The sequence below is a fragment of the Streptomyces sp. NPDC005752 genome (assembly GCF_040630715.1).
In the GTDB taxonomy this organism is placed as follows: Bacteria; Actinomycetota; Actinomycetes; order Streptomycetales; family Streptomycetaceae; genus Streptomyces.
Genome location: NZ_JBEXYB010000013.1, coordinates 116,192 through 139,119, shown reverse-complemented (window position 1 = coordinate 139,119; position 22,928 = coordinate 116,192). Strand labels below are relative to the sequence as shown.

The window sequence follows — 22,928 nt, the reverse complement described above, 5'->3', positions numbered from 1 at the left end:
CACGCGCGCTCGCTCCGGCAGCCGCAGCCGGTACGGCGTCCGAGGCAATGGGGACACGTCGGGCCCGAGGCGAATCCGGCATGCGGGGTGTCGGCCACCGGCGGCTGCTTGAGTGTCCTTTCCGGGCGGCAGATGTTTTCCGCATTCCGCCGGGTCCGAAGGACGGACGCGGTCGCGTCTCCCGCCGAACAGGTTGCATCGGCCATCGGGGCCGAAGAGAGAGTGGTGCGCGATGAAGCTGGTTGTGCAGGAGTTCCTGACGCTCGACGGTGTCTCCCAGGGACCCGGATCCCCCGACGAGGACACCAGCGGCGCGTTCGAGCGGGGTGGCTGGTTCGTGCCGTACCTGGACGAGGATTTCGAGCGAGTGGCCGGTGACTGGCTCGGTGAGGCCGACGCATTCCTGTTCGGCCGCCGTACGTACCAGAACTTCGCGCGGGACTGGCCGACCATGACCGACCATCCCTTCGCCGGCATCCTGAACGGTCTGCCGAAGTACGTGGCCTCCCACAGCCTGGCCGAGGGCGAGTGGAATCCGACCACGATCCTGTCCGGCGACGTCCTCGCCCAGGTCGCCGAACTGAAACGTCGGCCGGGCCGCGAACTGCAGATTCACGGCAGCGCCCGGCTGGCACAGTCCCTGCTGGCCGCCGGGCTGGTCGACACGCTGCGGCTGGTGACCGCCCCGGTCGTGGTGGGCCAGGGCCGACGTCTGTTCCCGGACGGAGGGGCACCGGCCGGTCTGCGCCTCGTCAGCCATCGGGTGACACGGGGCGGCTTGTCGGTGCACGTCTTCGAGCCGGTCGGGCGTCCGGAGTTCGGGACCTACGGGGCCGAGGCTCAGGCCCCTGATGCCGGGACCGGCGTCTGACCGTAACCATGACGACCCGCGCGAGACCCGGGTAGCCCCACGTTCCGCCGGTCGCGTCGGCGGTCTCCATGACACCGCGGGCCTCCGTGAGGGGCCGGCGGGGCGGTCCTTCACGGGCGTCCCCGTACGGCGAAGCGGAGGGGACCGAACTCGTTGTCACAGGGGGCGCCTAGAGTCTCTCCCACTCGTCACGGTGCGTTGCCGCCGACGGGTTTCATCAGCGTGCCGCCGGTTCGGCGGCCGTCCGGGACAACGGGGAGAACAGCGCATGGGGTGGGTTACGGCGGGCGACTACGAAGTCGCCCTGGAGGCGGGCAAGGTGGTCTGCCGCAACGGGAAGGGCCGGCGGCTGAAGTCCGTCCCGGCCAGATTGAAGGACGACCCGGCGGTCGTCGGACTCCGGCAGTTGACCGAGTGGCTGGAGCGGCACGAGCACCGGTGCCTGACCGACGTCGAGCAGTGGATGGTGCGTTCGTTGCCCGTCCCCACGGCCGTGCTCGCCCGGGTCTGGCCCGACCCGGCGTGGCAGGAGGCCCTGCGGGACGTGGTCGTCACCGGTGCGGACGGCGGGGTCGCCGGATTCCTGCGCGACGTCGACCCCGACCGCGGTCTCGGCCTCGTCGACCTGGACGGCGACACGGTCCGGATCACCCCGGACGTCGTCAGAGTGCCCCACCCCGTCCTCCTCGACGACCTCGACGAACTGCGGGAGTTCGCGGTCGAACTGGGGGTGCGACAGAACGTGGAGCAGCTCTTCCGCGAGGTGTGGCGCCGCCCGCCGGGCCTCGCCCCGGACACCACCTCCGTGGACACCTATGCCGGCGGCGTGTTCAAGGAACTGCGCTTCCTGCACGGCCGCGTCACCCAACTCGGTTACCGGTCACGCGGTGGATACGCGGTGTGCCCGGTGGTCGAGGACGGTGTCACCGCCGAGGCGCGCATATGGATCGGCGAGCACGACGGATACGACGAATACGGCACCGAGACGGGCCCCCTGGGCTGGACCGACCCTGCGGGGCGCGCGCTGACGGCCGCCGAGGTCGGCTCCGTCGCGTGGTCCGAGGGCATGCGCATGGCGGCGGCGCTCTACGCCGGCCGCGACGTGGCGGACGAGGAGCAGGCGGCATGAGCACCACGACGACGAGCACCGACGCGAACACGACGGCAGAGGGCACGGTGTCCCTCCCCGCCCAGGCCCGGAGCGGGAGCACGACCGCCCCCGCCGCCGAGGCCCGCGTGACAGCCCTGTTGGACGCGGGCGCGGTCCTCCCCGCCGGTACCACCGACCGGGACGACGCCGACGCGCTGACCGCCCGCACCTACACGCACACCGCCCTCGGCGACCGCGCCGTGGTCCGGCTCGTGCCCGGCACTCTCGGCGAAGCCGAGGACCTGGCCCTGGAGTTCCTCGGGCTGGCCCGGACCGCCGAGACCCCCGTCGTGGGCCAGGTGCGCCGCGAGACGCTGGGCTTCCCGGCCTGGGCCCTGGTCAACGACCCGGCCAACGGGCACCACGCCCTGGCCCTGGTCAAGGACATCGAGCGGCTGGGCCGGCAGGCCAGGAGCCGAGCCGGAGCGGCCAAGGAGGGCTTCGACGCACTCGGCATCCGGCTCGGCCGGGCCGTGCCCCACTTCCTCCCCACCTACTACGAGCAGGTGGCGCGCCTCTTCCTCCAGGCGGAGAACACCAGCTACGCCGCCTCCTTCTTCGGCAAGGCCCGCGAGGCCGAACGGGTGCACGGGCTGGTCGTGGACGAGGACAGGCAGCGGGCCGTCTTCCTGGAGTTCGCCTTCGCCGGCGCGCTGACCGTCAAGGCGTTGCGGCAGTACGTGCGCGACCTGGTGGCCCGGCTCGCACCGGCGGACGCCTGGGCACAGTTCCGCCGCCTGCTGGTCGAGCGCTGCGCCGCCGGCATGCCTCCGTACGCGGCGCTGCCGCAGGACGTACGCGCGCTGGTCAAGGCCGCCGGGCTGGACCGCGAGGCCGCCGAACGCGAGCTGGTGGCCGATCTGATCGGTTCCCCGGGCATCGTCCGCGCCCCCGCCTCGTTCTGGACGGCCTACCGCTCCGCGCTCGTCACCCTCGCCCGGGGGGAGGCGACCGTGCGCACCCGGCTCCTCGGCTTCTTCCCCGAGACCTTCAGCGAGAGCGGCCGGGACACCGACGGCGAACACGGCTGGCTCGGGCTGCTGGCCGAATCGGGCGCCGAGGACCTGCTGACCGCCCTCCCGGACACCTCCCGCTCCGCCGCCCCTTTTGAGGCCTCTGTGTCCCCGGCGGACTGGCTCGCACGCTGGGAGGCCCACCGCCGGCGCAGCCGGGTCACCTCTGGCCGCAGCCCGCAGACCCTCGACCTCGCTGCCCGGATGACGGACCGGCTGCGCGCCGACGGGCGTTCCGTCGAGCTGTTCCAGGGGCGCTGGCAGCGCACGGCCGATCTGGACCTCCTCGATCTCTGCCTGGCCTCCGGCGTCCCCGTCGCCGAGCCGGCCGACCAGGACGCGGGCGCACATCCCCTCAGCGTGTCCCTGAGCTCGTGGCTCACCGACACCGCGCCCGGCGCGCGAGACCTGACCGCCGTCGCCGAACGGCCGGTCTTCCGCGCCCTGCTGAGCCGGAACGTCGGCGGTCTCGGCGAACGACACGGTCAGGGGCCCGGCGACGCCGGCATGGCGAAGCTGGCCGCGCACCCGGTGCTCTCCGTAATCCTGCGGGAGTGGCTGACGGCCCGCGCCGAGGAGTACACGGCCGCGCGAGGGCTCCCCGGGCTGCACACCGCTCTCAACACACTCTCGGCGTTCCGCGCCGTGGTCGCGGACGTCGCTCCGGAGGCCGTGCGGCTCCTCGAGGGCCACGACGTCGTGCCGCTGCTCGCTTCCACGCTGCGCACCGGCGTCCTCGACGAACTGGGCTGGTCCGCACTGGACGAGGCCTACGCCGAACTGGCCGCCGAGGCATCCGAGGCGGCCGCCGCGGGTCCGCGACACCGGCGTTCGGAGGGCGTGGGCGTCACCGGCGCCTGGCCGGCGCTGATCCTGAACACGCTCGAGCGGGCCGTCGTCATCGGCCCGGACGGCGTCCTGCTGCGGCACACCCTGCGGCTGCCCGCCACCGTCGACCCATGGCGGACGCTCGCCTTCCGGTACGTCGACGGCGAGTTGCTGGTCATCTGGTGGGAGGACGGCAAGCAGCGCGGCTACTGGTCGCACCGCCCCGCCGAGGTGTTCACGGTCGGCGGCGAGCAGATCCCCCGCTGGGGCGGTTCCGGTCCCTCGGACGAGGTCTGCCTGCCGCTGCCCGGTGGCGGCCGGGCCACCGGCGGCAAGGCCCTGCACGCGGGCGACACCTCCGTCCCGCCCCAGCGCGCCGTCATCTCCGACGGCACCGGTCACTGGCGGGAAGGCCACCAGGGCACGCAGCGGGTGTGGCTGGAGTACGACCCGGCCGGCGGCACACAGGGCCGCGCCTCCCTCCCCGCGTTCCTCCGCTCCGGGGTGCGGGACGGCACCCGGCTGCTCGGGGAGCACTGCCAGGTGCTGCCCCTCCAGCCCGGTCTGGAGACCACCCCGTTCGGCACGGACGGCGCGGTCCTCGGCCGTTGGGTCCGCCGCACCGTGACCGAGCCCGGCACGGCCGCCCCCGCCGACGGGCACCGGATCGCCGTCGGCACCCCCGACGGCCACACGGTCACGCTGCCGCACCCGCTGCCCGACGGCGGCTCCCCGGTGCCGCTCGGCGCCCTCACCATGCCTGGCGGGTCACGGCCTGTCGTGGCCCTGCGCCACCGCTCCGTCGAGGCGCACCCGGCGGACACGGACGGCATCGGTGGCAGCCTGTGGTCCGTCACTCCCGGCTCCTCCGGCGGGAACAACGCGGCGGGTACCCCCTACCTGCCTCCCGTCGCGTACTGGCACGCCCTGCGCCCGAGGGACGAGCGGGGCTCCGCCGCCCTGCGCGACATGACGGACTCCCGCGCGGACGAGCTGTTCAAGGAGGTCGTCGACGCGGTCGTCCAGCACACGGAGGCATTCCGGGCCGTCGAGGAGTACACCGGGCCCTCGTCGCGCGAGCTGAGCCAGGAGGCCGTCGCCCGGGCGCTGCCCGAGGTGTCCGACGTACGGCTCCTCGCGGGCGTCACCGCGATCGTCCGGAACGCCGTGGACCGGGCTGCCGCAGTCCTCCGGTATCTGGAACCGCCCAAGCCCGTGCAGCCGGCCACCCCCCGGAACACCGCGCACACCCAGGGCATGTTCTTCGAGAGCGAGCCCGAGCACGGCGACGACATGACTCTGCGGAACGCCTCGGCCTGGGGCTCCGAGCGGATGCACGGCAGCTGGTGGGGAGGCGGGCTCCGGTGGACGGTGATCCGGCAGATCCTCGCCGTCAACCATGTCCTCGGCGGTGGACCCGCGTTCGGCCCGCCCACGCCGCCCAAGGTTCCGTTCACCCCTGCGGACGGCTGGCGGCGGGACGAGTACACCGTGCCCGGCGACGCCTCGGTCTGGACCTCCCTTCTCGACAAGCTGCCCGAACTGGCCTACCGGGCCGCCTCGGCGACCACCTCGCCCGAGCACCGCACGGGGCTCCTCGTGCTGCTGGAAACCCTGGCGGCGGGCCCGCTGGCCGACCCGGCGGGCACGGTCCGGCAGGTGGAGCTCGTCGAGCCGTTCGCCGGAGGGGCACCGGCGTCCGGGCCCGGACGCCCCGAGGCCGTACACCGCCTCGGCCAGGTGCTGCGCAAGGGCGCCCGCACCGTCGTGATCATCGCCAACCGCGGCCGGAACTCCCGGAACGACGCGGCACGCTGGCTCGCCCTGGACCACGACCCGACCGGTGTCTTCGGCCCCGTCCCCGGCTTCACCCTGGACCACGAGCACGTCCACCGGCAGGGCATCGCCCGCGACCGGCTCACCCGGCTCACCGCCCTGGTACGGGAGCAGGGCCCGGCACCCTGGCGTCCGGAGGCCGCCGAGGCGTTCGACTCGGCCACCGGAATCGGTCCCCTCCAGTCCGCCGCCCTGCTGTCGGCAGCCGTCGAGGAGCCCGGCGCCGAGGCGCTCGCGCTGCTCGGGACGAAGACACGTGCCTTCGAGGCGACCCGCGCCAGGCTGGACGCCCTGCCCCGCGACGACCGGCACGCCCTCCTCCGAGCGCTGCTGCCCGCGGACCCGGCCGAGCTGTGGTCGACGGGCCCGGACGTCCAGGCCGCCGCCGAGGTCTGGAAGGAGCGCCTGGCCTCCCTCGTCCGCGTCCCCGAGGAACTGGACCTCGACCTGTCGGGCACCACCCCGGGCTCCGTCGACCTTATCCTCAACGCCGCCCGGCGGAGCTGGCTCACACACGGCACCGACGTCCAGGACGGCACCGGTCGCCCGGGCCTGCGCCGGGTGAGTGCACGCGGTGCGGTCTCCGGGGCCGTGACCGCCCTGCGCACCCTCGTCTACACGCTGCCGTACGGGCACCCCCTGCGGGCGCACCTGCCCGTGGGGCTCGCGGCCCTGCGCGCCCGCCTCGCCGACCCCGACCTGGTGCTGGACCTCGGTCTCGACTGGACGGAGTCGGGGAGCTCGATCGGCCCCGTGGTCCGCGCCGCCCACGGGCTCCCCGAGTCCGGCGGCGCCGATGCCGACGGTCTGGTCCGGGCCGGCACGGCGCTGCTCCTCGCCCCCGGTTACGGCGGCAACGAGAAGCTGCTGGTCCGCCCGGCCGGCCTGTCGGGCCCCGACGACCCGGCGTTCGGCCTCGTCGAGGGCACCGTCGGCCCTCGCAGCCCCAGCGATCTGCTCGCCCTGCGCGCACTGCTGGGCCAGGAGACCGACGTGCTGGTCTCGGCGGGCGCCCCCGACGGCTCCCCGCAACACCCGGCCCAGGACCCGACGCGTGCGGTGCCGGACCTGGTGGCAGAGGCGGCCGACACCCTCGGGCTGCGCGCGGACAGCGCCGCCCTCTACCTGATGCTGCTCGCCCTGCCCGACCCGACGGACCGCAACTGCGTCCGCTGGACCGGGTGGAAGCCTGCGCGCGTCAAGAGGGCCCGGGAGGAACTCGCCGCCACCGACCTCGTCGTGGAGGCGAAGCGCTCCCGTGCCGGCCGCACCCTGTTCCTCCCCTGCGGCTGGCTCGAACGCGGCGCCCCCGGACTGCCCCTGGAGACCTGGAAGGAACACCTGTACCCGGTGGCGGGGTCCGCCCGGACCCTGCCCCACCTCCCCGTGCCCGAGCTGTTCGCAGCCGCCTGGGCGCGGGTACGCGGCGGCGACGCCCCCGCCTTCGAAGAACTGGACACCCGCGCAACCCGGAAGGGCCGCCGTCGATGACGAACGACACCACGACCACGATGGACACCACCCCGACGGGCGGTGTCCCGGCCCCGGCGACGGCGCCAGGCCGGGAGCACCGCCAGGTCGTGCCGCCCGAGGACCGGTACGCCACCGAGCTGGCCTTCCTCGCCGCACACGACTCCGGGCCCCGCCCACCCGGCTGGCGGCTCACCCCGCGCGCCGTCGTCACCTTCGTGATGGGCAGTGCGGGCGAGGCACTGAGCCTACCGAAGGGCGCCCGGCCCGCAACCGGGGTGCCGCGCCGCCTGGTGATCGAGCAGAAGTTCGTCGGCGAACGCGCCCTGGTCGAACGGTGCGTGGTCACTCTTGCCGGAGAGCGCGGGCTCCTCCTCGTGGGGGAACCCGGCACCGCGAAGTCCATGCTCTCCGAGCTGCTGTCCGTGGCCGTGTGCGGGACCAGCGCGCTCACCGTGCAGGGCACCGCGGGCACCACCGAGGACCAGCTCAAGTACGGCTGGAACTACGCGCTGCTGCTCGCCCAGGGCCCCACCGAGCAGGCCCTGGTGCCCTCTCCGGTACTCGCCGCCATGACCCGGGGGGCCGTCGCCCGCGTCGAGGAGGTCACCCGCTGCCTGCCGGAGGTCCAGGACGCCCTCGTGTCACTGCTCTCCGAGCGGCGGATCGCGGTCCCCGAACTCACAGGCGGCGAGGGGGCACAGGTGCACGCGGCTCCCGGGTTCACCCTCATCGCCACCGCCAACCTGCGGGACAAGGGAGTCTCGGAGATGTCGGCCGCGCTGAAGCGCCGCTTCAACTTCGAGACCGTGGGGCCCATCGGGGACGTGGACGCCGAGACAGCGCTCGTCCGGCGTCAGTCGCGGGCAGCCGTCGAACGCGTGGGCGCCGCCTACCAGGTGGACGACGCGGTCCTCGAAGCCCTGGTCACCGCCTTCCGGGACCTGCGTGAGGGTCGCTCCGTGGAGGGCTGGGAGGTCGAGCGCCCCTCCACGGTGATGAGCACGGCGGAGGCGGTCTCCGTCGCGGGCTCCCTGAGCCTGGCCGCCGCCTACTTTCCCGGCGACCGGGACGTGCTCTCCCTCCTGCCCGGCCATCTGCTCGGCGTCGTCCGAAAGGACGACCCCGCCGACGCGGCACGGCTGCTGGGGTACTGGGACGGGCCGGTGCGCAGGCGCGCGGAGCAGGGGTCGGCCACCTGGCGTGCCCTGTGGGACCTGCGCGCGGTGCTGGAGAACTGACGGATGAGTGAGTCGACCACACCCGGTGTGCGGTTCACCACCGAGGTGTCGCCCACCGCCGGTGCGCCGGCCGCTTCCCCGGCGCGGGAACCGGCGGCCGGGCCCGCCACCCCGGAAGCCGCGGTGGCGGCCCTCGCGGCCACCGGACCCGGGTTGCCGTTCCTGATCGGGGTGCGCCACCACGCGCCCTCACTGGCTGCCGCCCTCCCGGCGCTGCTGGACGCGGCGGCCCCCGACGTCCTCCTCGTCGAACTGCCTGCCGAGTTCCAGCCCTGGCTGGGCTGGCTCGCCCACGACGAGACCGAGGCCCCGGTAGCGCTGGCGGCCGTGCCCGCCGACGGTCCAGGGGCCGGCTCGGCAGGCGAACGGGGCCCGGCCTTCTACCCGTTCGCGGACTTCTCGCCCGAACTGGTGGCTCTGCGCTGGGCGGCAAGAAACGGGGTCCCGGCTGTGGCCTGCGACCTGCCGCTGGCCGACCGGGCGTGGGCGGGGGGCGGTCCCGACACCACCGCCCCTGTTCCGGGCGCCGAATCCGCACCCGTGCCGGGGGAGGGCCAAGGGCTGTCCGCCGCGCTCCGCTCCCGGCTCACCGGCCGAGAGGGCGACGACCTGTGGGACCGGCTTGTGGAGGCCCTCGCGCCCGGATCGACACCCGAGGCGCTCCGCCGTGCCGCCCTGCTCACCGGCTGGGCGCTGCGCCGCGAGGCCGAGGCGCGGGGCGGGGTGCACGGCACGGACCTCATGCGCGAGGCATGTATGCGCGGACACGTCGCCGAGGCCCTGGCGAGCGGGCGGCGGCCCGCCGTGGTCGTGGGAGCCTTCCACACCCCGGCGCTGCTGCCGTCCGCCGTCGGGGAACCCGCGCCGGACGCGCCGGCCGGGTCAGGGCCGGCTGCGGACCGCAACGTGAACGGCGCTGCCGGGACGGCGTCGTGCACGGTCTCCCTGGTCCCGTACACGTACCCGCTGCTCGACTCACGGTCCGGCTACCCGGCCGGCATCCGGGACCCGGAGTGGCAGCACACCGTCCTGGACGCCGCCGGGGATCCGGCCGCGCTGTACGAGGCGCTGGTCCGCACCGCGGTCCGCGTCTGCGCCGCCCTGCGCGAACAGGGCCATCCCTACGGCCCGGCGGACGGGCGGGAGATCGTCCGGGTGGCCGGTGACCTGGCCCGCCTGCGCGACCTGCCCGCCCCCGGCCGCGGTGAACTCCTGGAAGCCGTGCAGACGGTGCTGGGGCGCGGCGAGACCTACGGAACGGGCCGCGCCGTCGCCCGGGCCCTCGAACGCGTACTCGTCGGAGCCCGCACCGGACGGCCCGCGCCCGACGCTCCGCGCAGCGGACTGGGCCCCGCCGTCGAGGCCGAGGCCGAGGCGCTCTCCCTCCCCGGGCCGGAGGACGCGCACGAGAAGACACCACGTGACCTCCGGCTCGACCCGGCCCGCTCCACCCTGGACCGGCGCCGTGAGCTGCTGCTGCGCAGGATGACTGTGTGCGGCATCCCCTATGCGCAGGAGCAGGGGGTGACCGGTGCGGCGGGCACGGAAGGACTCACGACGCGCTGGCAGGTGCGGTGGACCCCGGCGACGGCCGCGATGCTCACCGCGGCCGGGGCTCGCGGCGTCACCCCCGCCCAGGCGGCCGAGGGCGTACTGCGGCAGCGGCACGCGGCCGAGCACGCGGAGGGCGGCCCGACGGCCGCCCAGGTCGTCGGCGGCCTCACGGAGGCCGCCGAGTGCGGGCTCCCCGCCCTGGCCGACGAACGGCTGACGGAACTGGCGGCCGTACTCCCCGCGAGCGGAACTCTTCCCGAACTCCTCGCCGGGCTGGACCTGCTGGATCGCATCGCCGCCGGCCACCTGCCGGGTCTGGCCGCGCCCGAGAACCCCTCGGAGCCGGACGCCACCGCCTCCGCCCGTGCCGCCGGCACCGCGCGAGCGGCCGAACTCCTGACGTCGGCCGCGGTCCGCCAGGTCGACGGCCTCACCGGCTCCGAGGAGCCCGGGGACGCCCGCGCGCTGCTCGAGCTGGCCCAGCGGGCCGCCCGGGTGGGCGGCATCCGGCTCACCGACGCCCTCGCCCGGCTGGCCGCCGACGGCACCCCGTTGATCGCCGCGGCCGCCGGGGCGGTCAGAGTGCTCACGGGCCACGAAGAGGCCGAGGCCTTCGGGGGGCGCGTCGCCTCCTGGGTGGACGGAGCCGTGGACGGCACCTCCCGGGCCGCGCTCACCGCCCGCCTCACCGGCGTCCTGACGGTGGCGGGCCCGCTCCTGACCGTCGGTGTCGACGCCCTGGACCCGTTGCTGAACAGGGTCGTCGAGCTGGACGACACCGCGTTCCTGGCCCGGCTGCCCGCCCTGCGCGGTGGCTTCGACACCCTGAGCCCGGCGGCCCGGGACAGGCTGCTGGACACCGTCGGGGAGCGGCTGGGCGAACGGGTGGACACCCTCGACGCGGACGATCCGGCCGAGCTGGCCCGGCGAACGGCCGCCGACCTCGCGGTCCGCGAGCTCCTGACCGGCCTCGGCCTGCCCGTCCCGCCGCCCCCGCACGACGACCGGAGCGCACCGCCGTCCGGCCGGCCCGTCACCACGTGCCCCACCGGCACACCCGCCGGCGCACCCTCCACCGGGGCCGTCCCCGTGCGGACCCTCGCACCGGCCGACCGGTGGAGGCTCGTGCTCGGCCGGCGTCCCGACCAGCTGCCGCCCGGCGCCGCCCGCCTGGCGACCGCTCTGGACGAGCTCTACGGCGCGGGACACGGCGAGGGATCCCGCGGCGGCCTGCCCGGGTCCGGACCGCGCGGCGGCCGGGAGCCTTCGTTCCCCGGCGTCCGTGAGTGGTCCGAGGAACTGGCCGCGCTGTTCGGCCCCGGCGTCCGCGAGGAGGTCCTCGCCGCCGCAGCCGGGACAGGACGGCAGGACGTCCTCGCCGAACTCGACCCGGCGGCCGCAACCCCCTCCGTGGAACTGCTCCGGACGATCCTGCGGTACGCCGGAGGTCTCCCCGAAGCCCGTCTGGCGGCGCTCCGGCCCCTGGTCCGCCACCTGGTCGACGAACTGACCCGGCAGCTCGCCACCCGGCTGCGACCCGCCCTCACCGGCACGATGCTGGCCCGGCCCACCCGCCGCCCCGGCGGCCGGCTGGACCTGCCGCGCACGCTGCGGGCCAACCTGGCCACCGCCCGCCGGACGGCCGACGGAAGGGTCCAGGTGATCCCTGAGAGACCGGTGTTCCGCAGTCGCGCCCGGCGGTCGGCCGACTGGCGCCTGATCCTGGTCACCGACGTCTCCGGATCCATGGAGGCGTCCACGATCTGGTCCGCGCTGACCGCTTCCGTGCTCGCCGGGGTCCCGACCCTGAGCACCCATTTCCTGGCCTTCTCCACGGAGGTCGTCGACCTCACCGGCCATGTGCACGATCCTCTCTCCCTCCTGCTGGAGGTGAGCGTGGGCGGTGGCACGCACATCGCCGCCGGGCTGCGGCGGGCCCGCAGCCTGATCGCGGTGCCCAGCCGCACCCTCGTCGTCGTGATCAGCGACTTCGAGGAGGGCGCGCCGCTCGGCGGACTGCTGGCCGAGGTGCGGGCTCTGGTGACCACCGGCTGCCACGTCCTCGGGTGCGCGAGTCTCGACGACGCCGGCCGGCCCCGCTACTCGACGGGCGTCGCCGGACAGCTCGTGGCCGCCGGTATGCCCGTGGCGGCCCTCAGCCCACTCGAACTGGCCCGCTGGATAGGAGAGAAGACCGCATGAACGCCGACCGGTTGCCACCCGTCGCGCCGGAGGTCACGGCCACGCTGGTGGAGGACCTCTCGCCCCGGCTGCGCAAGCGGCTGGACGCGGCAGTCACCAAGCTCGGCACCCGCCCGACGCACCGCGACGGGGACACGGTGACGATCGCGGTCGACGAGGAGACCGAGTTGCGCCTGCACGCCCCGGGCGGCGTGGTGGCGACGGCGGACGGCATCACCTGTGGTTGCCTCCTCGCCCCGGCATGCGTCCACCGCGCGGCCGCCGCCTGCGCCGCCCCCATGGCGGACGCCGTGCCGGAGCTCCCCGAGCAGCCCACCCGGGTGGTCCCCGAGCCCGCCTCCGGAACGGACCCCACCCCCGACCCCGACTCCGCCTCCTCGCCCGAGGCGGCGAGCCCAGCCCAGTGTGCCGCGGCCGACGCACTGTGGTCGGCGGGGGCCGCCGTACTGGAGGCCGGCGTCGGCGGGGCCGGCGCCGTCACCCAGTCGGCGCTCCTGCGCGCCGCGCACACTGCCCGGCTCCGGCACCTGCCGCGTCCCGCGGGCGCCGCACTGTCCGTCGTCACGCTGCTGCGCGCGGCCCGCGCCGGGGACCCCTCCTACCGCACCGCCGACCTCGTCACGGCCCTGGCCGAACTCCTGGGCACCGCGCGCCGAGTGGGGACGACGTCCGGGGCGGAGCTGGCTGCCGTCAGAGGCCGCGCACGCCGGCCGTACAGCCCTGACGGCTCACTGCGTCTCTACGGCCTGTTCACCGAGCCCGTGGTCACCGACTCGGGGTACGGCGGTGCCCGGACCTGGGTCGCCGGATCCGACGGCCGCCTCTGCACCGTCGGTGACGTGGCACCCGGAGGCGTCGGGCGCGCCCTGGGAGTGGCCGATCGGGCCGTGCGCCTGGGGGACAGCGCGCTCACCCACCGGGAACTGGGCCGGGCCGGCCTGGCGGTCTCGGGGGCGACGGTCTCGCCGGACGGCAGACTGGGCGCCGGCAAGGGCGTCAAGGCCGTGACCGCCCGGGGCGCGGCGTGGACGGAGCCGCCGCTCGCCGCCCTGTGGGAGACGCCGCCGTCCGAACAGGCCGCCCGCGCCCTGCGGTCCACCTCCCGCTACGCGGACCCGGACGGTGGCGGCAGCGACCTGCTCTTCCTGGACGTCGAACTCCTCGGCGCCGTAAGGGAGTCGGGCGGCACCTGCCTGCTCGCGCTGTGCGACGGGGGTATTTCCGTCCGGCTCACCGCCGCCGACGACGACCCCGCGCTGGCCCACCGCGACAACCTGATGCTGTTGGCCGCGGCCCCGGGGACACGGCTGAGGATCATCGGCCGCATGGTGCCCGCCCTCCAGCCCCGGCTCACCCTCCTCGCCTGTTCGCACCCCACCGGCGAGGGCACGATCGACCTCGGCCTCGACCGCCTGCACCGCGCCGACCTCCCGGACCCGGCTGCCCCCGTGCGCCCCGCCCCTCCCCAGCCCGGAGGAACGGGCGCCCACTCGCCCCTGTACCTCCTGGAGCGGCGCGTCGAACAGTCGGTCCCGGCGGGCCGCGCCGCCCTCGGCATGCTCGGTGACGTCTCCGCCGAGACCCGCCGCCTCCGCCGGGCCGGCCTGCCCACAGCCGCCGGCCTTCTCGCCGCCCTGTGCGCCTCGGCGGCCCGCCGAGATCGCGACCTCTTCGGCCGCCTCGTCCCTGCCGACACCGACGGCTTCGCCACCTACTGGCTGACCGCCGCCCGTTACACCGCCGCCATGGCCGAGTCCCTGTCCGAGGCAGCCTGGGAACCGATGCGGGAGGACCCGGCCGATGCGTCACCCGTACCGGACCAGGGGCCAGGGCGGGCCATGGCATAGGCGCTCAGTACCGGCGGGCGCAGGCCGGGTTCGGCTTGTACCCTGCGCTCATTCGACTGTCGGACGATCACGGGCACGGGCATGCGGGCACGGGGCGGGCGTCCAGGGGCGGGAGCGCGGGGATTCCAATGAGTGACACACATCCGATACGAAGCCGCAGACCGGGCCTCTCGGCCGGTGCGTGCATCATCGCCGGCGTCGTCCTCGCCGCGACCGGGGCCGTCGGCGCCTGGCTCCAGCACGACGCTCCCGGCCGGAGCGCGGAGCCGCGTACGGAGCTCACCGCGAACAACCCGCCCGCCGGTCTGCCCACCGCGCTCACCACCGGCCAGCACCTCCGCTGGTCCCGCTGCACCTCGCCGCCCACCGCGCGCACGGGCTACGACTGCGCCGCCATGAAGGTCCCCCTCGACTACCGGAAACCGGACGGCAGGACGATCGACGTCGCCCTGATCCGCCGCAAGGCCACCGGCCCGAACGCCCGGCGCGTGGGCTCGCTCGTCCTCAACTTCGGCGGCCCCGGCGTGTCCGGAGTGAGCGGACTGCCCGAACACCTCAACCAGTACCAGCCGCTCCTCGACCGCTACGACCTGGTCTCCTTCGACCCGCGCGGCGTCGGCGCGACCCTACCGGTGCGCTGCGGAAAGACCGCGGACGACACCGGCTACGACGGGGCCGACGCCTGCGCCGAGCACTCCGGGGCGCTCCTCCCGTACATCGGTACCTCGCACACCGCGCGTGACCTCGACCTGATGCGCTACCTCCTCGGCGACGAGCGGCTGCACTACTTCGGCGTCTCGTACGGAACGGCGCTCGGCGCGGCCTACGCCCACCTGTACCCGTCGCACGTCGGACGGCTCGTGCTCGAAGCGTCCGTCGATCCGACCGAGGACCTCGACGAGCAGCAGGTGTCGCAGGTCAAGGCGGTTCAGGCGGCGTTCGACCGGTTCGCCGCGCACTGCGCGGCCCGTATTCGTCACTGCCCGACCGGCGACGGGCCCGAGGAGGCCGCGCGACGCATGGCGCGCTTGGCCGACCGCCTGGAGAAGAAGCCGGCCCCGGCCGGCGGCGGAAGGAACCTCGACGCCGACGACCTCGCGTACGCCGTCAGCGACCATCTCGACCTCGGCACGGACGGCTGGTCGCCGCTCGCCGAGGCCCTCACCGCGCTGATCGAGCACAACGACGGCCGTCCGCTGAGCAAGGAAGCGGACGACATCGGCTCCGCCGACCACGCGGTGACCCCGCGCGACAGCAGCCGCGGCGCCCAGATCGCGATCACCTGCGCGGACTCCAGCCTGCGCCCCGGCTTCGAACGCCTCGACAGGGACGAGGCCCGCATAAAAGCCGCCTCACCCGTGTTCGGTGCGGCCTGGTCCATCGGCGTCTACCTCTGTTACGACTGGCCGTTCGACGGCGAGCGCACCACGCCCCAGGTGAACGCCGACGGTGCGGCCCCCGTCCTGGTGGTCGGCGGTACCGGAGACCCGAACACCCCGTACCTCGGCGCCCGCCACATGGCCCTCGCCCTGGGCGACGGTGTCGGTGTGCTCCTGACGGCCGAGGAGGAGGGCCACGGCACATACCCGCAGAACCGCTGTGTCACGGAGGCGGTCGACCGATACCTCCGCACGGGCCGCATCCCGGCCCCGGGGACGGTGTGCCGGGGCAGCATGTCCTGAGGCCCGCAGGGATGCGCCGGACGGCCGTCACCCACCGGTTCGCTCGCAGGGGCCCGGGCGACTTCACCCGCCGGACCTCTCAGGAAGTCCCGTGCACATCGGGTGGTCTTCCGCTGTGCGTCACGCGGCCATCACGTCGGCGCAGCCCTCGACCACGACGGCCCGGCTCGCTCGGCGATGTCCTTCGCGGCCACCTACGCCTCGATCACGCCGGGAGCCGGAGAGACTGTCGTGACCTTGGCTCGGTGGCTTGGGCACTCCTCGCCCGCGATCACTCTCGGTTACTATGCTCACTTCGGGCCTGAGGCCGGCAGCGAGGGCGGCACCATCGACGGTATGCGCGGGGAGCGCGGGGGGCCGGCCGAAATCCCACGAAGGGGCTCTTCATGGATTGCAAGGCTAAAGAGATTGGTGGCCTGGGAAAGTGTTGCAAGAGGTTGTAGCGACTCGCTATGTCACGCCCCTGCGGGAGGGCGGATCACTGCCCGGGATCGTCGAGGCCGATGACCTGGGTACGTACGTCATGAAGTTCACCGGCGCCGGACAGGGCCGCAAGACCCTGGTCGCGGAGGTGGTCTGCGGGGAGATCGGCCGGAGGCTGGGGCTGCGGGTGCCGGAACTGGTGACCATTCAGCTCAACCCCGTCATCGGTCTCGCCGAGCCGGACCAGGAGGTGCAGGAGCTCCTCAAGGCCAGTGCCGGACTGAACCTGGGGATGGACTACCTGCCGGGCTCCCTCGGATTCGACCCGCTCGCCTACGAGGTCGGCGCGGCGGAAGCCGGAAGGGTCGTCTGGTTCGACGCGCTGATCAACAACGTGGACCGTTCGTGGCGGAACCCCAACATGCTCGTGTGGCACGGCGATCCGTGGCTGATCGACCACGGGGCCACCATGATCTGGCACCACAACTGGCCCGGCGCGCAGGCCTCCGCGGCCAAGCCGTACAACGCCTCCGATCACGTCCTCGCGCCGTTCGGGCCCGACATCGCCGCCGCGGCCGCCGAGCTCGCACCGCTCGTCACGGAGGAACTGCTCACCGAGGTGACGGCGGAGGTGCCGGACGAGTGGCTGGCCGGTGAGCCGGGTTTCGATACGCCGGATCAGCTGCGCCGGGCGTATGTGGAGCCGTTGCTGGCGCGCGCCGCCGGCATTCACGAGCGCATCGTCCTGGAAGCGCCCACGAAGACCCGGCCCTCCCAGGCCCCCGGCTGGCTCACCGGGCGCCTGAGCCCCCGGCCGAAGCCCACCGGCACGGACCACGACGCGCAGGCGGGCGCCGTACGCGAGAGCAAGGGCGGCGGCCGATGAGCGAGCGCGATGTTTTCGAGTACGCGGTCCTGCGCGTGGTTCCGCGTGTGGAGCGCGGGGAGTGCTTCAACGCGGGCGTACTGGTCTACTGCCGGGCCAAGTCCTTCGTCGCCGCGCGCACGCACCTGGACGAGCGCAAGCTCGAGGCGCTCGACCCCCAGGCCGACGTACTCGGTGTGCAGGCCGCCCTGCGGGCGGTCGAGGGCCTCTGCGGCGGCGGTGACGGGGCGGGGCAGGCGGCGGGCGACGACGCGGGGCGGCGCTTCCGCTGGCTGATCGCGCCACGCTCCACGGTCGTCCAGCCCGGTGCGGTCCACAGCGGTCTGACCGCGGATCCGGCCGCCGAGGTGGAGCGGCTGCTCGACCTGCTGGTCCGCTGATCCAGAGGCCGTCGCCCCGGCCCGGGAGGTGCGGGGCGGCAGCGCCGTCCGGTGTGACATGCGCCCGTGCCCCCGTGTGCCGTTGACACCGGGTGCCAGGGCTTCTAGCGTCTCGACTGCTGAAGGTACTAAGCGGTTGCTCAGTTATCGGGAACTTCCTGACGTCCGCTGAGCCGCGATCCAAGGGCGAGGAGAACCAAGCATGTCCACCACCGAGCAGCGCGTCGCCATCGTGACGGGAGCCGCACGGGGCATCGGCGCCGCCACCGCCGTACGCCTGGCGGCCGAGGGCCGCGCCGTCGCCGTACTCGACCTCGACGAGGCGGCGTGCAAGGACACGGTCGAGAAGATCACCGGCGCCGGGGGCAAAGCCCTCGCCGTCGGCTGCGATGTGTCGGACAGCGCCCAGGTGGAAGCCGCCGTCGCGCGTGTGGCCGCCGAGCTCGGCGCCCCGACGATCCTCGTCAACAACGCGGGTGTGCTCCGCGACAACCTGCTCTTCAAGATGAGCGAGTCCGACTGGGACCTCGTGGTGAACGTGCACCTCAAGGGCGCGTTCCTGATGGCGAAGGCCGTCCAGTCACACATGGTGGAGGCCAAGTTCGGCCGCATCGTCTCGCTCTCGTCCTCCTCGGCGCTGGGCAACCGGGGCCAGGCCAACTACTCCGCCGTCAAGGCCGGTCTCCAGGGCTTCACCAAGACGCTCGCCAAGGAACTCGGCAAGTTCGGTGTGACCGCGAACGCCGTCGCCCCCGGCTTCATCGTCACCGAGATGACGGCCCAGACGGCGGAGCGCGTCGGCATGGGCTTCGAGGAGTTCCAGGCCGCCGCCGCGACGCAGATCCCGGTGCAGCGCGTGGGCCGCCCCGAGGACATCGCCAACGCCATCGCCTTCTTCACGGGCGAGGACGCGGGCTTCGTGTCCGGACAGGTCATGTACGTCGCCGGCGGACCGCTCAACTGACCCCGGAAGGGCAACGGACAACATGACTGTGCAGGACAGTGGCAAGGTCGCGCTCATCACGGGCGCGAGCCGGGGCATCGGCTACGGCATCGCCGAGGCGTTCGTCGCGCGGGGTGACCGGGTGGTCATCACGGGCCGTGGCGAGGACGCCCTGAAGGAGGCCGTCGAGAAGCTCGGAGCCGACCGGGCGGTCGCCATCGCGGGCAAGGCGCACGACGAGGCGCACCAGGCCGCGGCCGTCGAACGTGCCATGGAGGCGTTCGGCCGGGTCGACTACCTGGTCAACAACGCGGGGACGAACCCCGTGTTCGGGCCGATGGCCGAGCTCGATCTCAACGTCGCACGCAAGGTCTACGAGACCAATGTGATCTCGGCGCTCGGGTTCGCCCAGCAGACGTGGAAGGCATGGCAGAGGGAGAACGGCGGGGCGATCGTCAACATCGCCTCGGTGGCGGGCGTCTCGGCGTCGCCGTTCATCGGTGCCTACGGCATGAGCAAGGCGGCCATGGTCAACCTGACCCTTCAGCTGGCACACGAGTTCGCGCCGGTCGTACGGGTCAACGCGATCGCCCCGGCCGTGGTGAAGACCAAGTTCGCGGAGGCTCTGTACGAGGGCCGTGAGGCCGAGGCGGCGGCCGCCTACCCGCTGGGCAGGCTCGGTGTCCCGCAGGACATCGGCGGTGCGGCGGCTTTCCTCACGTCGGACCAGTCCGACTGGGTCACGGGGCAGACGCTCGTGGTCGACGGCGGCATCTTCCTGAACGCCGGCGTGGCCTGAGAGAGGCCTGAGCGGGTTTGGCCCCGATTGACTCAAGTGCCCCGCCGGACCGATGGATTGCCCTGCCGGGCCAGCGGGTTGCCCCGGCGGGGCACTGCGGTATGGTCTGCCGACCCAAAGGCCGATCGAGGAGCGTGCGCGTGTTCTACCGGGCCAGTCTGCAGGCCGCTGCAGCCCTTGCATCCCTTTCTCTGCTCGCCGGTTGCGGTCTGCTGTCCGACAGTGGTTCGGAGACGGACCAGCGGATATCGGTCGGTACGACGAGCTCGCCCTCGACGCTTGACCCGGCGGCGGCGTGGGACGGTTCCTGGGAACTGATGAGGAACGTCTTCCAGACTCTGGTGAGCTTCCCGACCGGCAGTACCAGCCCCGAGCCCGACGCGGCGAAGGAATGTCTCTTCACCGACTCCACGAGCATGGCCTACCGGTGCACCCTGCGCGCCGGCCTGAAGTTCTCCGACGGGGAGAAGATCGACGCCGAGGCCGTGAAGTACTCCATCGACCGGATCATGAAGATCAAGGTCAAGGGCGGTCCGGCAGGCCTTCTCGGATCCCTCGACCGGGTGGAGACCAAGGGCGAGGACACGGTGATCTTCCACCTGGCCAAGGCGGACGCGACCTTCCCGTTCATCCTGGCCACTCCCGCGATGTCGATCGTCGCCCCCGGTGACTACCCGGCGGACAGCATCCGCGACGACGGCAAGGTCACCGGTTCGGGACCGTACGTCCTCGATTCGTACGAGCCGGGCAAGCGGGCCGAGCTGACCAGGAACCCCGGCTACAAGGGCTTCGCGGACCGGAAGAACGACGCGGTCACGATCCGTTACTTCGAGGACTCCACCCCCATGGTGGAGGCGCTGAAGAACAAGGAGATCGACGCCACCTACCGTGGTCTGACCGCCGAGGAGGTCATCGGGCTCGAGGACGACAAGAAGGACAACAACGGTCTGCAGATCGTGGAGTCGGTCGGCGCCGACATCCGCTTCCTCGTCTTCAACCCCGACGACCCGGCCGCGGGGAAGGCCGCCGTCCGGCGGGCCGTCGCGCAGGTGGTGGACCGTGACGCCCTGGTCGCCAAGGTCTACCAGGGCACCGCCGAACCGCTGTACTCCATGGTCCCGAAGGGCATCGCCGGGCACGCCACCAGCTTCTTCGACTCCTTCGGCGACCCGGATGTGGCCGAGGCCAGGGCGCTGCTCTCCAGGGCGGGTATCACCGAGCCGGTGGACTTGACCTTCTGGTACACCACGGACCGCTACGGCTCCTCCACCGCTCGCGAGTTCGCCGAGCTGAAGCGCCAGCTCGAGGCGTCCGGCCTGTTCCGCATCACGTTGAAGAGCGCCCCGTGGAAGACCTTCCAGGAAGGATTCACCAAGGGCGACTACCCCGTCTTCGGGCGTGGCTGGTTCCCCGACTTCCCGGACCCGGACAACTTCATCGCTCCTTTCGTGGGCCAGGACAGCGTCACGGGCACCCCGTACCTGAGCCGCGAGATCACCCAGCAGCTGCTGCCGACCTCCCGCAAGGAGAGCGACCGCGGAGCCGTGGCCGACCAGTTCAAGCGGGCCCAGGAGATCCTCGTCAAGGACGTGCGGCTGCTGCCCCTGTGGCAGGGCAAGCTCTACGTTGCGGCGGGCGAGGACATCGGTGGCGGCGAGCGGGCGCTCGACCCGCAGACGGTCATGCAGATGTGGGAGCTGTACCGCAAGACGAGCTGGTAGCGGGCTCGGCGGTCCCGTTGTCAGTGGCCCCCGGTAGGTTCTTGGTCAAGAACCGATTGCTTTCCGGAGGTTGTGGACGTGACCGACACCGACCTGCTGCCCGAGTCCTGGCGCGGCGTCCTCGGCGATGAGCTGCAGAAGCCCTACTTCGAGGAGCTGATGGCCTTCGTCGAGGAGGAGCGGGCCAGGGGGCCGGTGTACCCGCCGCGCGAACAGGTCTTCGCCGCGCTGGAGGCCACGCCGTACGACCGGGTGAAAGTGCTCGTCCTCGGCCAGGACCCCTACCACGGTGAGGGCCAGGGCCACGGCCTGTGCTTCTCGGTGCGGCCGGGCGTCAGAACGCCCCCCTCGCTGCGCAACATCTACAAGGAGATGAACGAGGAGCTCGGCCTGCCGGTTCCGGACAACGGATACCTGATGCCGTGGGCCGAGCAGGGCGTCCTGCTGCTCAACGCGGTGCTGACGGTCCGCGGCGGCGAGGCGAATTCACACAAGGCCAGGGGCTGGGAGAAGGTCACCGACGCGGTCATCCGCGCGGTGGCCGAGCGGCCCGACCCGGCCGTGTTCGTCCTCTGGGGCAACTACGCGCAGAAGAAGATCCCGCTGATCGACCAGGACCGCCACGTGGTGGTCAAGGGTGCGCACCCCTCGCCGCTCTCCGCCAAGAAGTGGTTCGGTTCCCGTCCCTTCACCCAGATCAACGAGGCCGTCGCCGCACAGGGGCACGAGCCCATCGACTGGCGGATCCCGGATCTGGGCCTGCAGCCGACCCGGCCGGCCGCGAGGGCCCGCGCCTGAGCGGGATTGCCGATGGCTGCGACTAGCGTCTGAGTGACCGGACATGCCGGGCGCTGATCAGAGAGGCCCCTGTGGTGGAGCAGCAGCAAGTGCCGGGCGACGCCGTCATGACCAGGATCGGCCAGGCGGTCATGCTGCTCCACGCGGGGGACAGGGAAGAGGCACGCAACCGGTTCGGGACCATCTGGTCGGAGATCGGTGAGAGCGGTGAGGCCCTGCACCGCTGCACCCTCGCCCACTACATGGCCGATTCCCAGGACGACCCCGGGGACGAGCTGGCCTGGGACCTCCGGGCACTGACGGCCGCCGAGGGCCTGGCCGGGGCGGTGTGCGCGGAAGCGGACGCGGAGCACCGGGACGCCACAGCGGTGCGGGCCCTCGTACCGTCGCTGCACCTCAATCTGGCTGCGGACTACGTGAAACTGCAGCGATTCAAGGCCGCCCGGGTCCACCTGGACCGGGCCTGGGACGCCGTCGGTGTACTGGAGGACGACGGATACGGCGGAGGTGTCCGCGCAGCCATCGGACGTCTGGAGCGGCGCATGCGGGGGAGTACGGCAGGGGAGTGACCCGGCCCGGAGCACCGCGCGGCGTCGGCGGACCCTGGAAACCGCCCGGCCGCCCCGAGGGCCCTCTCCTTCACGTGCCCGACGCCCCCGACGTGCCCGGACCGAGCATTCCCCGTAGCAACTCGGTGCAGCCCGTCCGCAGCTGTGCCTCCGTCGGCACGGCCCGGTGGTAGGACCCCACGGCGCACGCGAACATCATTCCCTCGGCCCACGCCACGACCGAGAGCGCATGGCGTTCCGGTTCGGCCGACCCAGCCGTGGCCATCAGCGCCACCAGCGGTTCGCGGAACCGCCTGCCCGCCTCGTCGTAGAACGTCCTGAGCGCGGGGCGTCGCGTGGCCTCCAGCGCCAACTCGTAGCGGCACACCAGGAGCTCGGCGCTGCCGGACAGATACCGGTGCAGTGCGTGCGCGAGCCCTGCGGCCATCCCTTCCGGACCGCCACCCGCCTGTAGCTCCCCGGGCGCGAGCACCTGCCCTTCGAGCTCGGCCAGCCGGCGAACGGCGGCTTCCAGCAGTGCCTCCCTGGTGCGGGCGTGGTTCGACGTCGAGCCCTGGGGGAGTCCGGCCCGCTCGTCCACCGCCCGGTGTGTGAGGCCCCTCATGCCGCGTTCCGCGAGGAGGGTGAGCGCGGCGTCGGCGATCAGGTCGGCACGGAAGGGGCCTGCCTGCGCAACGCTGTCTGCGGGTGTCGGGTGTGTGGGCACGGAGCCAAT

At 73.3% G+C, this 22,928-nt stretch carries 15 protein-coding genes and 1 pseudogene; 15 read left to right on the top strand and 1 reads right to left on the bottom strand.

What is annotated here, in order from left to right; genetic code table 11:
- Positions 1–232 precede the first annotated feature (232 nt).
- From ABZ441_RS13775 to ABZ441_RS13705, 15 genes and pseudogenes are all read left to right on the top strand, one after another.
- Complete coding sequence (locus tag ABZ441_RS13775) at positions 233–871, top strand: dihydrofolate reductase family protein (protein WP_358972348.1); 639 nt, start codon at positions 233–235, stop codon at positions 869–871.
- Between the two features lie 268 nt (positions 872–1,139).
- Positions 1,140–2,000, top strand: a complete 861-nt coding sequence (locus ABZ441_RS13770; RefSeq protein ID WP_358972344.1) for a DUF4132 domain-containing protein — start codon at positions 1,140–1,142, stop codon at positions 1,998–2,000.
- Positions 1,997–7,189 (top strand): hypothetical protein, encoded by a 5,193-nt coding sequence (locus ABZ441_RS13765; protein ID WP_358972341.1) that lies wholly within the window; start codon positions 1,997–1,999, stop codon positions 7,187–7,189. The genes ABZ441_RS13770 and ABZ441_RS13765 overlap by 4 nt, the downstream gene beginning before the upstream one ends.
- Positions 7,186–8,409, top strand: coding sequence for an AAA family ATPase (locus ABZ441_RS13760; RefSeq protein ID WP_358972338.1), 1,224 nt, complete (start codon positions 7,186–7,188; stop codon positions 8,407–8,409). The genes ABZ441_RS13765 and ABZ441_RS13760 overlap by 4 nt, the downstream gene beginning before the upstream one ends.
- A gap of 3 nt (positions 8,410–8,412) precedes the next feature.
- Positions 8,413–12,165, top strand: a complete 3,753-nt coding sequence (locus ABZ441_RS13755; protein ID WP_358972335.1) for a DUF5682 family protein — start codon at positions 8,413–8,415, stop codon at positions 12,163–12,165.
- Entirely contained in the window at positions 12,162–14,012 is a 1,851-nt protein-coding gene (locus ABZ441_RS13750) for a hypothetical protein (protein ID WP_358972332.1), read from the top strand. Before ABZ441_RS13755 ends, ABZ441_RS13750 begins: the two co-directional genes overlap by 4 nt.
- A 128-nt stretch (positions 14,013–14,140) precedes the next feature.
- A complete protein-coding gene (locus ABZ441_RS13745) occupies positions 14,141–15,694 on the top strand; it encodes an alpha/beta hydrolase (RefSeq protein ID WP_358972329.1) in 1,554 nt (517 codons plus the stop codon).
- Between the two features lie 192 nt (positions 15,695–15,886).
- Positions 15,887–16,201 (top strand): annotated as a pseudogene (locus tag ABZ441_RS13740) (hypothetical protein); the annotation flags it as partial.
- On the top strand, positions 16,119–17,003 hold the full coding sequence (locus ABZ441_RS13735) for a HipA family kinase (RefSeq protein WP_358972326.1): 885 nt from the start codon (positions 16,119–16,121) through the stop codon (positions 17,001–17,003). The pseudogene ABZ441_RS13740 and the gene ABZ441_RS13735, both read left to right, overlap by 83 nt.
- Positions 17,000–17,383 (top strand): DUF3037 domain-containing protein, encoded by a 384-nt coding sequence (locus ABZ441_RS13730; RefSeq protein WP_358972323.1) that lies wholly within the window; start codon positions 17,000–17,002, stop codon positions 17,381–17,383. Before ABZ441_RS13735 ends, ABZ441_RS13730 begins: the two co-directional genes overlap by 4 nt.
- A gap of 202 nt (positions 17,384–17,585) precedes the next feature.
- Positions 17,586–18,347 (top strand): 3-oxoacyl-ACP reductase FabG, encoded by a 762-nt coding sequence (gene fabG / locus ABZ441_RS13725; protein ID WP_358972320.1) that lies wholly within the window; start codon positions 17,586–17,588, stop codon positions 18,345–18,347.
- Between the two features lie 22 nt (positions 18,348–18,369).
- The gene (locus tag ABZ441_RS13720; RefSeq protein ID WP_358972317.1) at positions 18,370–19,125 is read left to right on the top strand and encodes an SDR family oxidoreductase; all 756 of its coding nucleotides are present in this window, start codon (positions 18,370–18,372) and stop codon (positions 19,123–19,125) included.
- Positions 19,126–19,265: 140 nt separating this feature from the next.
- On the top strand, positions 19,266–20,846 hold the full coding sequence (locus ABZ441_RS13715; RefSeq protein ID WP_358972449.1) for an ABC transporter substrate-binding protein: 1,581 nt from the start codon (positions 19,266–19,268) through the stop codon (positions 20,844–20,846).
- 78 nt (positions 20,847–20,924) lie between these two features.
- A complete protein-coding gene (locus ABZ441_RS13710; protein WP_358972314.1) occupies positions 20,925–21,644 on the top strand; it encodes a uracil-DNA glycosylase in 720 nt (239 codons plus the stop codon).
- A 74-nt stretch (positions 21,645–21,718) separates the two neighbouring features.
- Positions 21,719–22,213: a hypothetical protein gene (locus ABZ441_RS13705; RefSeq protein ID WP_358972312.1), complete on the top strand. Its 495-nt coding sequence runs from the start codon at positions 21,719–21,721 to the stop codon at positions 22,211–22,213.
- Between the two features lie 70 nt (positions 22,214–22,283).
- On the opposite strand, the gene ABZ441_RS13700 is transcribed toward ABZ441_RS13705, so the two are convergent.
- The gene (locus ABZ441_RS13700) at positions 22,284–22,919 is read right to left on the bottom strand and encodes a TetR family transcriptional regulator (RefSeq protein ID WP_358972310.1); all 636 of its coding nucleotides are present in this window, start codon (positions 22,917–22,919) and stop codon (positions 22,284–22,286) included.
- Positions 22,920–22,928 lie beyond the last annotated feature (9 nt).

What these genes read in the sequence shown, in the direction of transcription:
- ABZ441_RS13775 (WP_358972348.1), top strand. Translation starts at nt 233, where the DNA reads ATGAAGCTGGTTGTGCAGGAGTTCCTGACGCTCGACGGTGTCTCCCAG.
- ABZ441_RS13770 (WP_358972344.1), top strand. Translation starts at nt 1,140, where the DNA reads ATGGGGTGGGTTACGGCGGGCGACTACGAAGTCGCCCTGGAGGCGGGC.
- ABZ441_RS13765 (WP_358972341.1), top strand. Translation starts at nt 1,997, where the DNA reads ATGAGCACCACGACGACGAGCACCGACGCGAACACGACGGCAGAGGGC.
- ABZ441_RS13760 (WP_358972338.1), top strand. Translation starts at nt 7,186, where the DNA reads ATGACGAACGACACCACGACCACGATGGACACCACCCCGACGGGCGGT.
- ABZ441_RS13755 (WP_358972335.1), top strand. Translation starts at nt 8,413, where the DNA reads ATGAGTGAGTCGACCACACCCGGTGTGCGGTTCACCACCGAGGTGTCG.
- ABZ441_RS13750 (WP_358972332.1), top strand. Translation starts at nt 12,162, where the DNA reads ATGAACGCCGACCGGTTGCCACCCGTCGCGCCGGAGGTCACGGCCACG.
- ABZ441_RS13745 (WP_358972329.1), top strand. Translation starts at nt 14,141, where the DNA reads ATGAGTGACACACATCCGATACGAAGCCGCAGACCGGGCCTCTCGGCC.
- ABZ441_RS13730 (WP_358972323.1), top strand. Translation starts at nt 17,000, where the DNA reads ATGAGCGAGCGCGATGTTTTCGAGTACGCGGTCCTGCGCGTGGTTCCG.
- fabG (WP_358972320.1), top strand. Translation starts at nt 17,586, where the DNA reads ATGTCCACCACCGAGCAGCGCGTCGCCATCGTGACGGGAGCCGCACGG.
- ABZ441_RS13720 (WP_358972317.1), top strand. Translation starts at nt 18,370, where the DNA reads ATGACTGTGCAGGACAGTGGCAAGGTCGCGCTCATCACGGGCGCGAGC.